Annotated in this window: 9 protein-coding genes; 7 read left to right on the forward strand and 2 right to left on the reverse strand. The window is 44.6% G+C overall.

Annotation, left to right across the window (positions count from 1 at the left end; translation table 11 throughout):
* A partial coding sequence (locus R7Q11_RS16305) for a tandem-95 repeat protein (RefSeq protein WP_225466580.1) occupies positions 1–3,833 on the reverse strand: 3,833 nt, incomplete at its 3' end.
* A gap of 400 nt (positions 3,834–4,233) precedes the next feature.
* Between R7Q11_RS16305 and R7Q11_RS16310 the strand changes: the two genes are divergently transcribed.
* The 6 genes from R7Q11_RS16310 (at position 4,234) to R7Q11_RS16335 (ending at position 10,433) form a co-directional block, all read left to right on the forward strand.
* The gene (locus R7Q11_RS16310; protein ID WP_017635971.1) at positions 4,234–5,544 is read left to right on the forward strand and encodes a TolC family outer membrane protein; all 1,311 of its coding nucleotides are present in this window, start codon (positions 4,234–4,236) and stop codon (positions 5,542–5,544) included.
* 2 nt (positions 5,545–5,546) lie between these two features.
* Complete coding sequence (locus R7Q11_RS16315) at positions 5,547–6,161, forward strand: OmpA family protein (protein WP_171343397.1); 615 nt, start codon at positions 5,547–5,549, stop codon at positions 6,159–6,161.
* 175 nt (positions 6,162–6,336) lie between these two features.
* Positions 6,337–6,690, forward strand: coding sequence for a DUF2750 domain-containing protein (locus R7Q11_RS16320; protein WP_005377352.1), 354 nt, complete (start codon positions 6,337–6,339; stop codon positions 6,688–6,690).
* A 187-nt stretch (positions 6,691–6,877) separates the two neighbouring features.
* Complete coding sequence (locus tag R7Q11_RS16325) at positions 6,878–8,848, forward strand: diguanylate cyclase domain-containing protein (RefSeq protein WP_170897342.1); 1,971 nt, start codon at positions 6,878–6,880, stop codon at positions 8,846–8,848.
* An 87-nt stretch (positions 8,849–8,935) separates the two neighbouring features.
* Positions 8,936–9,634: an IclR family transcriptional regulator gene (locus R7Q11_RS16330; protein ID WP_104979219.1), complete on the forward strand. Its 699-nt coding sequence runs from the start codon at positions 8,936–8,938 to the stop codon at positions 9,632–9,634.
* Positions 9,635–9,740: 106 nt separating this feature from the next.
* Entirely contained in the window at positions 9,741–10,433 is a 693-nt protein-coding gene (locus R7Q11_RS16335; RefSeq protein ID WP_171343396.1) for an SDR family oxidoreductase, read from the forward strand.
* A gap of 198 nt (positions 10,434–10,631) precedes the next feature.
* Here the strand turns inward: R7Q11_RS16335 and dkgB are convergent, their stop codons facing one another.
* Positions 10,632–11,432, reverse strand: coding sequence for a 2,5-didehydrogluconate reductase DkgB (gene dkgB / locus R7Q11_RS16340; RefSeq protein WP_171343395.1), 801 nt, complete (start codon positions 11,430–11,432; stop codon positions 10,632–10,634).
* 112 nt (positions 11,433–11,544) lie between these two features.
* Here dkgB and R7Q11_RS16345 point away from each other — a divergent pair, with 112 nt between their 5' ends.
* Entirely contained in the window at positions 11,545–12,450 is a 906-nt protein-coding gene (locus tag R7Q11_RS16345) for a LysR family transcriptional regulator (protein WP_005377343.1), read from the forward strand.
* Positions 12,451–12,563: the final 113 nt, after the last annotated feature.

Genomic DNA, 12,563 nt, shown 5'->3' on the forward strand with positions numbered 1-12,563 from the left:
TCTGCAATGCTACTTTCAACCACAGGCGTGTCGTTCACCGCATTCACGGTGACGTTGACCGTCGCTTGGTCAGTCAGCGAACCATCGGTGATGGTGTAAGTGATTTCGGCATCACCATGGAAGTTCTCGGCCGGTGTGAACACCAGTTTGCCATCAACAATCTCAACTGTCCCTTGGTCACTCGGCACAGACGCCGAGTCAATACGTAATGTATCACCATCGATGTCAGTATCGTTTGGCAAGATATCAATCGTAACAGCGGTATCTTCTTGTGTTGTTGCCGCGTCATCGTTTGCCACTGGCGCGTCATTCACTGGCGTCACATCGACGTTCACTGTGGTGGACTCCGATACCCCACCCGAGGTAACGATGTAGGTAAAACTGTCTGCCCCGTGATAGTTGTCGTTTGGCGTGTAAGTGACACTGCCGTCCGGGTTGACCGAGACCGTGCCGTTCGCTGGACCGTTATTGCTATCGAGCGACACCACTTTGTCGTCGCCTTCAAACGTATCGTTACCTAAGACCTTAATTATGGTTGGCGTGTCTTCCACAACCGTCGCGTTGTCTGCCACGATGTCCGCCACAGGGGCTACCGTGAAGTTCACCGTTTGGCTGACGCTTTCACCACTTGGATCGGTGGCCGTAAACGTTAGGGTTTCTGAGCCGTTCCAGTCTGCGGTTGGAGTGAACGTAGCAATCCCATTGACGATCGCCACTTGAATGTTGCTGTTGCCGGAGACGCTGAAGGTCAGATCGCCATCCACGTTATCTACATCGCTGAAAGCCGTATTTAGATCGATGCTGTATGGCGTAAAGTCTTCTGCCAAGGTTTGGTCTGCAATGCTGCTTTCAACCACAGGCGTGTCGTTCACCGCATTCACGGTGACGTTAACCGTCGCTTGGTCAGTCAGTGCACCATCGGTCACGGTGTAAGTGATTTCAGCGTCACCATGGAAGTTCTCAGCCGGTATGAAGACCAGTTTGCCATCAACGATCTCAACTGTACCTTGTGTTTCAGGTACGGAAGCCGATTCAATCGACAGCTTATCACCATCAATATCGGTGTCGTTTGGCAGGACATCAATCGTCACTGGCGTGTCTTCGTCAGTAACGGCATTGTCATTGGTCGCCACTGGCGCATCGTTCACTGGCGTGACATCGATGTTCACCGTGGTGGACTCCGATACCCCACCGGAGGTAACGATGTAGGTAAAGCTGTCTGCACCGTGGTAGTTGTCGTTTGGCGTGTAAGTGACGCTGCCATCCGGGTTGACCGAGACCGTGCCGTTCGCTGGACCGTTATTGCTATCCAGCGACACCACTTTATCGTCGCCTTCAAACGTGTCGTTACCTAAAACCTTAATGATGGTCGGCGTGTCTTCCACAACCGTCGCTTTATCTGCCACGATGTCCGCCACAGGCGCCACTGTGAAGTTCACCGTTTGGCTAACGCTTTCACCGCTTGGATCGGTAGCAGTAAAGGTCAATGCTTCTGAGCCGTTCCAGTCCGCGGTTGGAGTGAACGTAGCAATGCCATTTTCTATTGAGACATTGACATTACTGTTGCCTGAGACGCTAAACGTTAACTCACCATCCACGTTATCCACATCGCTGAAAGCAGTATTTAGATCGATGCTGTATGGCGTGAAATCTTCCGCCAAGGTTTGGTCTGCAATGTTGCTTTCAACCACAGGCGTGTCGTTCACCGCATTCACGGTGACGTTGACCGTCGCTTGGTCAGTCAGCGAACCATCGGTGATGGTGTAAGTGATTTCGGCATCACCATGGAAGTTCTCGGCCGGTGTGAACACCAGTTTGCCATCAACAATCTCAACTGTCCCTTGGTCACTCGGCACAGACGCCGAGTCAATACGTAATGTATCACCATCGATGTCAGTATCGTTTGGCAAGACATCAATCGTCACTGGCGTGTCTTCGTCAGTAATGGCCGTGTCATCGTTTGCCACTGGCGCATCGTTGACTGGTGTGACATCGACGTTCACCGTGGTGGACTCTGATACCCCACCCGACGTAACGATGTAGGTGAAGCTGTCTGTACCGTGGTAGTTGTCATTCGGCGTGTAGGTCACGCTGCCATCCGGGTTGACCGAGACCGTGCCGTTAGCTGGTCCATTGTTGGTATCCAGCGACACCACTTTGTCGTCGCCTTCGAACGTGTCGTTATCTAAGACCTTAATGATGGTTGGCGTATCTTCCACAACCGTCGCTTTATCTGCCACGATATCCGCCACTGGCGCTACTGTGAAGTTCACCGTTTGGCTAACGCTCTCGCCGCTTGGATCGGTAGCCGTAAACGTCAGCGCTTCTGAGCCGTTCCAGTCTGCCGTTGGAGTGAACGTAGCAATCCCATTGACGATCGCCACTTGAATGTTGCTGTTGCCAGAGACGCTAAACGTTAACTCGCCATCCACGTTATCCACATCGCTGAAAGCGGTATTCAGATTGATGCTGTATGGCGTGAAATCTTCCGCCAAGGTTTGGTCTGCAATGCTGCTTTCAACCACAGGCGTGTCGTTCACCGCATTCACGGTGACGTTAACCGTCGCTTGGTCAGTCAGTGCACCATCGGTCACGGTGTAAGTGATTTCAGCGTCACCATGGAAGTTCTCAGCCGGTATGAAGACCAGTTTGCCATCAACGATCTCAACTGTACCTTGTGTTTCAGGTACGGAAGCCGATTCAATCGACAGCTTATCACCATCAATATCGGTGTCGTTTGGCAGGACATCAATCGTTACTGAGCTATCTTCCTCTGTAATTGTTGTATCATTAGAGGCAATAGGCGCATCGTTAACTGAGTTTACTGTTACCGAAACTTGAGCTTCATCCTCTAACTCACCATCTGAGATGGTGTAGCTAATCGTTGCATTACCGTTGAAATTTTCAGCCGGAGTGAAAACAAGCTTACCATCGATAATCTCAACGATACCTTGCTCTTCTGGTACAGAAGCAGAGGTAATGATTAAATCATCACCTTCAATATCACTGTCGTTAGCGAGCACATCAATTACAACCAGGGAATCTTCGTCAGTTTGAATCGCATCATTAGTTGCTATTGGCGCGTCATTAACAGGCGTAATATCTAAGTTAGCAGTGCCATTAATAACACCACCATCATCATCAATGATGTCATAGGAGAATGACACTTCAGTGTCATCATCAGCTTCTGGGATGTAAGTCCAAGAGCCATCGCTGTTATCAATTAAGGTGCCATTCCCACTCTCAATAGTGACGTTTGTAATGACAAGAGTATCGGCATCATCAATATTGACATTCGATAGTAATTCTTCAGTAGTTATCGTGATTGGATCGCTATCTTCCTCAACAGCGCTTAATGTCACTGGAGAATTAGTAAGTGGCTTACTTGAGCCATCCCCACTTGTCTCGATACCTGTTGTGAAGAAGTCATTTAAGGTCAACGCTTGTGTTTCAGATAAGCCGAGGGATTCTAGGCCAATAGTTTCAAAGTTTGTTGAGGCTAGCACTTCAGTACCATCTCGTACAATCGTGGCACTATTTTGCAAACTGGAGCCACTATTTTCACCCGCTGCAGGTGCGAGTTCTTCATCAATAGCAGAAGGGTCTTGACCTTGCTCAATAGCACTAATAATCTGTGCTACATCGTCTGAAATATCTTTTAAACCTTGCTCTTGAGCAAGCTGAATTTTCAGGTCTTGAGGCGCAGCATCTGTCATTGCCACTATCACTTCACCTGGTAGAGGCTGCTGTCCTTCTGCAAGGACTCTCAGCTGCCCATCCAAACCTATTACGACGACTTGATTACCGAGTGGCACTAATGCTGTACGATCCATATAAACCTTAACCCTAAATAACTGTCAAGTTTTTGACTAACAATACTAATTTGCTATATATTGCCCGAATATATAGTGCAATAACAGCAATTTGATGCTCAATAAAGTAATTATGTGTCATACATCAATAAGAATCCAGATGCATAAGTGTTTTATTTTATTAAAATCTGGACTCTCGTTTCTAGCCATTACCTCCATGTTTAATTTGAGATCTTAATTCAATTTTTAGGCAGATTTAGTAGGTTGATTTATCAAAATTGAAACAAATGAACAGCGAATCAACAGGTTACTTCATCGCATATTAATGTTATTGTGCGCTAAATTATTGACGCCCTTATAAGTATTCCACTTATAAGCCCTATCACCTCGAGAATTTTTACCATTATCTAGGAGAATCACAGTGAAGTGGACTCGTGCCAACGCCTTTTGTATTGGTATGTTCACCGCTAGTCATGCTTTTGGGCAAACGCTAGAGCAAGCGGTTGAAAACACATTAAAAACCAATCCTGACATCAAAAGTGCGTTCAATGAATTCGTTAGCAAGCAGTATGTGAATGAAGCATCTGGTGGTGCTTACCTCCCATCCGTAGACTTAGATGCCGGTATCGGTTACGAAGGAATCAAACCTGCAGAGTCAGGGCGAGATTCAACCGATCTGACAAGAAAAGAAGCCACCGTGACACTAACCCAGCTAATATGGGATGGCTCAGCGACACTTAATGATATGGATCGAACAGCAGCTGATGCTGAATCGGTCCGTTATCAACTTCTAGCTGATGCCCAAGACACCGCTTTAGAGGTCGCGAAAGTTTATTTAGACTCAGTAAAAGCTTATGAAATTCTTACACTTTCCGAGAATAACTTGAAAGTGCATAAGAAGATCTATGAAGACATTAAAAAGCGAGTTAACTCAGGTATCGGTTCTACAGCAGACCTAACCCAGGTAGAGGCTCGTTTAGCAAAGGCTCACGGTAACTTGGTGGCAGCTCAGAACAACTTATATGACAGCCACACCACCTTTACACGCCTTGTCGGACAGTCACCACAAGGATTGATTTTCCCAAGAGCGGACCAAAACTTTATTCCCTACACCATCGATGAAGCGATTGACTTGGCATTCGAGTCACATCCAGTAATCAAAATTTCGGTAGCTGATGTGGACTCTGCAAAGTTCCAATACAAGCAATCTAAGGGAACTTACTACCCAACGATATCGGTAGAAGCGGCTCAAACATGGCGTGATGATGCAAGCGGTATCGAAGGAAGCAGCGAAGAGACAACAGCAATGTTACGTATGCGTTACAACCTCTTTAACGGTGGTAGTGACGTAGCCAACGCTGAAAGTTTTGCCTACCAACTAAATAAAGCAAAAGACCTAAGAGAACGTGCATACCGCCAAGTAGAAGAAGGCCTTCGTCTATCTTGGAGTGCGTTAGATTTAACACTTCAACAAAAAGAGTTCCTAGCGGATCACGTAGATTCGGCCTCTGAAACTGTCATCGCCTACGAAAAGCAGTATCGCATTGGAAAACGCACTCTGCTGGACTTGTTAAATACTGAAAACGAACTTTTCGAAGCGAGAAAGAACTACTTGGATGCTCGATACTCAGAGCAGTACGCCAAGTACCGCGTTATGAACGCGACTGGCCAATTGTTAAATGCCTTGCGTGTCGATGTACCTACAGAATGGAATGAAAAGGTGGAGTACTGATCATGAAACCAGTGAAGATTCTATTTGCATTGGGTATGCTCGCCATCACTCAACACGTTGTTGCTGAAGACGAATATGAGTATCGTCCTGTACCAAATGCAGAACAAATAGCAGATTTGCAAGATGACGATAACGATGGTGTCATCAATGCTCGAGATATGTGCCCAGGTACACCTGAAGGCTCAGAGGTCGACAACGACGGTTGTGGAGAATACATTAAAGCATCAGATAACATGCAAGTGCGGATACTTTTTGCTAACGACTCTGATGAGATCAATCCAGTCTTCAGAAGACAAGTTCGAGAGCTTTCCGACTTTTTAAAAGAGTACCCTACTACTTCGATAGAGCTGCACGGCTATGCTAGTAAAGTTGGTGGTTCGAAGCATAACCAAGATCTTTCTGAAAGACGAGCACGCAATGTCCGTGAAGCCCTACTAAGCTACGACATCGAACCGAGTAGAGTCCGCATTGTTGGTTTTGGTGACACTCACTTAGCACAGCAAGGGAGCGATGAAGTCAGCCATGCTTTAAATCGTCGAGTCACCGCATCAGTCGTTGGTTACAAAGGCGAGATAAAAAGAGAGTGGACAATATTCACAACTCTTCCAGAAAGGTAAAGTACCTGTTTTTGTTTGCTCTGCAAGCACAAAGCAAACAAAAACGAGTGAATACTTAACCTCAGAAAAGGAGCTTCGGCTCCTTTATTTTTACTCATTTCGACAACCGTATTATGCTTTAGGAATCGGCACTTTAGTGTTACTCTAGCCACGTCATAACAACGAGAGTTTTGAAATGAGCAAACTTACATCAGATATCCAAGCGAACCTTGACCTTTTTGTTGCAGAAACGAAAGAAAACCAATTGGTTTGGGGTTTACGCAATGAAGAAGGTTGGCTATCTTGCGATTCAACTGAATTCGAAAACAGCGAAGTCATGCCTTTCTGGTCTTCTAAAGAAGATGCAGAAGCACATAATGTTGAAGAATGGGCAGATTTTACTGTACTAGAAATCCCATTAGATATCTTTGTTGAAGATTGGCTTTTGACTCTTGCTGAAGATGGTGTTCTTGTTGGAACTAACTGGAACGATCAGTTAGAAGGCAAAGAAATGGAACCTCAAGATCTAGCAAAGCTTTACATTGATTAAAGATTTCTGACCTCAACTTTATGTTGAGGTCTTTCTTTTTTATGCCTCTTCTTTCAATATCTCGACCAAGTGCATAGTTTTACTACTCTTTTTCTTAGTACACCCAACTTAATCACAACGCTGATGCGTTAAAAGCGCTATGATAACTCAACTTTAAAGGCACCTTAAATTAAAGGCTCGTTTAAACATGCGCGTGCTCTATCCCTTGCTTGCGTCACTTTTGCTCACTCCAGTATATGCAAGCGACACTCAAGATATTGAACCAAACCAAAATATCACACAGTGGCACTCTGTCTACCAAACCACACTACGAAGCAACCCTGAGTCGGCATTGAGCATGCTTCAAGATCGCTACCATACAGCGAAATCGGACAGCGAAAAGCTCTACGTAAGTGGATTGATTTATGAATATATGTCAAACATAAATCAGCCTTACTACGGCAGCAGTCAAGTCTTAGACAACCGTTTTTCTCAATTAGAATCAGAATATATTCTTGCCTTAAAGGAACGTAAGCATGGTAGTTACGAGGCCTCAGTAGATAGCTTTTCTTCTTTGCGACAGACAATGAAGAAAATATCCGATTCCGAAGGCAAGGCTCTGATGAACTATCAACTTTGTTATACGCTGAATCAACAAGGTCGTTATCACAAAGCAAACTTTTATTGCTCATCCTTAGAGAGCCACTTAAATCATAAGCATCAAGAAAACTTCCCTGTTGATCTTGCTTTGCGCGTAATAGCAAATAACTACAATTACCGCGGTGACTATGAAAAAGCCTTAAGTTTGTATCGACAGTTGATGGCCAACATGTCGACGCAAAGCGATCCTTCAGGGATTTACAATGACGTCGGCAATTTACTTGCAGAGCTGGGGCAATTTGAACAATCAGAGCAATATCTCATTCAAGCCCTACTGGTTCGCCAAGATGAAGGGACACCTCTTGAAGTTGCACAAGTCGAACATAGTCTAGGAGCGATGTACAGAAAATCCAAAGAACTCGATAAGTCCATCAGCCACTACAAAAATGCATTGACGATTCTCGAACAACTTCATTACCCATACGGGCAAGGGTTGACCTATTTAGGGTTATCTGCTGCTTTGGCCGATTCTGGGCAATTAGATACCGCGGTAGATTACATTGGAAGAGCATTAAACATTGCCCAAACTTATGAGAATACGCACCTTGAAACAGAGGGTCATTTGGCTGCTGGATTGGCATATTTAAAGAACCATACACCCGAAAAATCGATTGAACACACTACAATAGCGTTAAGATTAGCGGTAAAAAACGCTAGGCCCTTATTGCAAGCGCAAGCCCAATTACTCCTCTCAAAAGCATACCAAGCTCAAAATGATTACAAAAAGGCGCTGGAGCATCACAAGGCCTACTCGACGATTGAACTAACGAACCGAGACGCGAGTAATATCAAGGCGTTAGAGGCACTAGATCTCACTAAAAAAGAGTATGAATATGATCTACAAGTCGCGCAGTTGAACAACGAAACTCTTCTAAGTCAGTACCAGTTTGAAAAACTCACAGATCAACAACGCACTTATAATTTTGTTGTTTTCTGTTTATTGGTTCTCCTCGCTCTGGCATTGATGGTTCAGCGACAAACACGCTTAAAAGCCAAAATAGACAGCTTAACGTGTGCATTAAACAGAGCGGCAATTATAGAGACGATTAAAAGCCAAACCTCCAAAGCTGAAGGAGACTTCCGCTACGTTCTAGCATTAATCGATCTAGATGACTTTAAGGCGATTAATGATCAGTATGGTCATCCGACTGGCGACTTAGTACTACAACAGGTGTGCAAAGCGCTTAAAGCTAAACTTAATAAGGGAGAGTACTTGGGTCGTTTAGGTGGAGAAGAGTTTATCTTGCTATTGAAAAACGTCGATGAGATTGACGTTCCCTTTAGAATACAAAGTCTGCATAAAACAATTTCAGAAAAGAGTGTACATTCGCTTAATAACCATCAATTGAATATATCTGCGAGTCTGGCCTATCTATCAACCTCAATGCCACTCACCAACTTTGATGAGCTCTATTCGATATTAGACCAAGCGTTATACAATGCTAAGAAGCAAGGAAAAAACTCCCTTGTGGACGCATACAACGAGCCGATCAGTTTAAGTGCTGAGTATATTCTCTAATAAAACCAAACCACCAGCGTAGTGGTTTGTTATAGGTGGAAGCATCAGTAAGCCATTCAGATGCAACATCATCATCAAGGAGTCTTTGTGCCCAAGGCAAGAAAAAACATTCAGTCTCTAGAGCGAGGTTTTCTAATCCTCGAGTTGCTCTCGATGAGTGAATCTCCCCTATCATTACAGACTATCAGTAATGCGATCCAGTTAAATAAGACGACTGTTCACGGGTTACTTGCGACTCTACACTCTCTTGGATATGTATCCAAACACAACCATAGCTACAGCCTAGGGTTTAGATGCTATGAACTGTCTAAGCCGATTGAACAAAAAAACGAAGCTATCCGACAACATTTTGTTCCATTGCTGAAAAAAATGGCCCAAATGACTAACAACACAGCTTACCTCGCTGTACAAAGTGGCGCTAAAGAGTACTTGTATATCGATGCTATAGAGCAGGATAACCCTCTTACTATCCGTAGCCCGAGAGGGAAACGAGAAGGACTCACAACATCTGCGATCGGCAAAGTTTTTCTTAGTTTTGATGATGAGCTTCGTCGAACATTACGCCTTGAAAACCAAATATCCCCCACGTTAGAAACTGAACTTAATCAGGTTGTATTATCAGGTTACGCACTCGATTTAGAAGAGGCAGAGCCAAACCTCAATTGCTTAGCGATCCCCCTTTACTTGGATGGTAAAGTCGTTGCTGTTGCAGGTGTTAGCGGTGCTGCCTCCGAACTGACGGTCACTAGGCTAAAACACTTTGCAAGAATCTTTCTCAAATTTTAAGATTTGACAATGTCGAATCCTAGGCCATTTTTATACTGTTTTGATTACATGCTTATACGTCGCCTCTAATATGGTCGTTGTTCAACTCAACAACGTAGGAGAAGCGATGTCTACTGTATTAATCACTGGCGCTAACCGTGGCTTAGGCTTGCAATTTGTCCGCCACTACCTTGGAAAAGGTTGGCAAGTTATCGCAACTTGTCGTTCACCAGAAAATGCTAAGCAGCTCAATGAACTAGTAACCCAATCCAATCAACTTCAACTGATGGCTCTAGACGTCACTAACCAACAAGATATCGATCAGTTAGCCACTCAATTAGCGGATCGTCCGCTCGATCATTTAGTTCTTAATGCAGGTGTATTAGGCGAAGAGTGTGCAAAGCTTGGCGAAATGACCCAGAAAAAATGGCTAGAAGTACTAAACATAAATACCGTCGCACCTGCCCTGCTAATTCAAGCCCTACAAGACAACGTTGCGAAAAGTCAGCACAAAACCATCGTGGGAATCTCAACCCGAGTTGCGAGTTTAAGCGATAACAGTTCAGGTAACATGTACAGTTATCGAGCATCTAAAGCAGCGCTTAATCAGGTTCTAGTATCAGCAGCACGCAATCTCGAATCACGAGGAGTAAAAACTGTCGCAGTTCATCCCGGCTGGGTAAAAACCGATATGGGCGGTGAGGACGCAACCTTTTCTGCCGAGGAAAGTGTTGCTGGTATTGTTTCGGTCGCAGAACAGCTAACACTTGAGCAATCCGGAAGCTTCCGCGTATTTGATGGCTCTACAATTGACTGGTAAATGATCTCTAAATGACGTCTCCCGGCCAAATTGAAGGCCGGGAGAATACAATAAACCAATAGGCCAAAAAGATAAAAGCACGCGCTATCGTCAGACAAGCTAGCCGTTATCGTCTATGGTGTTGTACCACCGTCAAGCGCTGAGGAAGTCAGCGATTGCAGCGGCATCATTTAGGCAATGATTTCCCGTGAAACTCACTCAATCGTCCCACTCAGGCGCTAGCCCTTCAGGGTTTACTTCGCGGCCATTTCTTTCCAGCGCATCTATCTTAGCGATCGCCTCTTCACTCAGATTAAGTTCAAGTGCTTTCAGGTTACTTGCCAAATTCTCTCGTTTAGTTGAAGACGGGATCACCGCGTAACCTTTTGACAAAGCCCAAGCAAGTGCGACTTGAGCTGGCGTGGCCTGATAGTCCTCAGCAATACCTGCAATAGTTGGGTCCCTAAGTACTTTCCCATATGCCAAGGTCATGTAAGACGTTACCTGAATATCGTTTTCCTGCATGAAGCTGACCAACTTACGATTTTGCAAATAAGGGCTAAGCTCGATTTGGTTAGTAACAATATTCTCTTTACCGACCACTTCTATCGCTTGTTGCAACAAGTCAATATTAAAGTTGGATACGCCAATATTACGGGTTAACCCTTGCGATTTAGCTTCAAGTAATGAAGCCATGTATTCGTTCAAGTTATTATTATTGCCAGGCCAATGGATCAAGGTCAAATCCACATAATCTGTATTTAGCTTTTCTAAGCTCTCTTTTAGACTTGGAATGAGTTGTTCCGTGTTCATGTTATCAACCCAGATCTTGGTCGTAATGAATAGCTCATCACGTGCAATACCGGACTGTGTCAATACTTCACCGATTTCTGCCTCATTACCGTAAATCTGTGCAGTATCAATTACGCGGTAACCCACTTCTAACGCATCACGGACTGAATCCTTAACTACTTCACCCTCTAAACGAAACGTGCCGACGCCAAATGATGGTACTTTCATCTAAATCTCCTGAATTATCGATTTTATAGTTGATTCGAAGCAAAACTTTACGCCGCAAGAAACTTTCCGTAAAGTTAACAATACTCAAATCTAATTTGAAATATATTCAACAATGAAAGCTACTCTAGATGAAATGCGCACCTTTATGGCCGTGGTCGATACGGGTTCAATCAGCTCTGCGGCTGAACTGTTATCGATGACCGTCTCGGCGGTGAGTCGATCGGTATCTCGGCTAGAAGCCAAACTCGAAACGACTTTGTTAAATCGCACAACCCGTAAGTTAGATGTTACTAACGAAGGAACGATATATCTCGATAAAGTCAGACATATTGTAGAAGCAGTAGAGAATGCCGAAGCACAACTGAAAAGCCAGAAATATAAGCCCTCTGGCCTCCTACGAATAAACGCAGCTACCCCCTTCTTACTGCACGTACTAACGCCGCACATTGCTAAATATCAGAGCTTGTATCCGGAAGTCGAAATCGATCTCAATTCCAATGAGGAAAATATTAGCCTTTTGGGAACAAAAACCGATATTGCTTTTCGTATCGGTGAGCTACAAAACTCAACCATGCGCGCGATATTTCTTGGTAAAAGTCGGATTCGAATCGTCGCGAGTCCAGAGTATTTAAGACAACATGGTACTCCAACCTCAATAGATCAGTTACTCAATCACAAGCTACTTGGATTCAACAAGCCGGAGTATCTTAAGGAATGGCCGATCATGGATGATAAGAACAAACTTCTGCGTATTATGAGTAGCCTAAGATCTGATAATGGCGAGACGCTAAGATGTTTAGCCTTACATGGTGCGGGGATAGCTTGCCTGTCTGACTTTATGACCTACTCTGACCGACAAGCTGGTCGCTTAGTGGGCGTGCTTAGTGAACACACGCATAATGTCGAACAGCCCGTTCATGCGGTGTATTACAAAAATGCCAGTACCTCACGCCGGATCAGCTCTTTTATTGACTTCATCAAGCAAGAAATCAAGGTAGAGAACCACCAGTTCCTTTAAAGACCACCGCTGTTTGTGGCAAAACACTTTTGTCTTTTTGCCGCTTTTTCTCACAACAAAAATCTCATAGTGTCCTGAATATCAGGGAGGCACCTTGCCTCCTAGTACTCACA

This window comes from Vibrio sp. 970 (assembly GCF_033339075.1).

Excerpts from the sequence above, each read along its gene's own strand:
- R7Q11_RS16315 (WP_171343397.1), top strand. The coding sequence starts at position 5,547 with ATGAAACCAGTGAAGATTCTATTTGCATTGGGTATGCTCGCCATCACT.
- R7Q11_RS16320 (WP_005377352.1), top strand. The coding sequence starts at position 6,337 with ATGAGCAAACTTACATCAGATATCCAAGCGAACCTTGACCTTTTTGTT.
- R7Q11_RS16325 (WP_170897342.1), top strand. The coding sequence starts at position 6,878 with ATGCGCGTGCTCTATCCCTTGCTTGCGTCACTTTTGCTCACTCCAGTA.
- R7Q11_RS16335 (WP_171343396.1), top strand. The coding sequence starts at position 9,741 with ATGTCTACTGTATTAATCACTGGCGCTAACCGTGGCTTAGGCTTGCAA.
- dkgB (WP_171343395.1), bottom strand. The coding sequence starts at position 11,432 with ATGAAAGTACCATCATTTGGCGTCGGCACGTTTCGTTTAGAGGGTGAA.
- R7Q11_RS16345 (WP_005377343.1), top strand. The coding sequence starts at position 11,545 with ATGAAAGCTACTCTAGATGAAATGCGCACCTTTATGGCCGTGGTCGAT.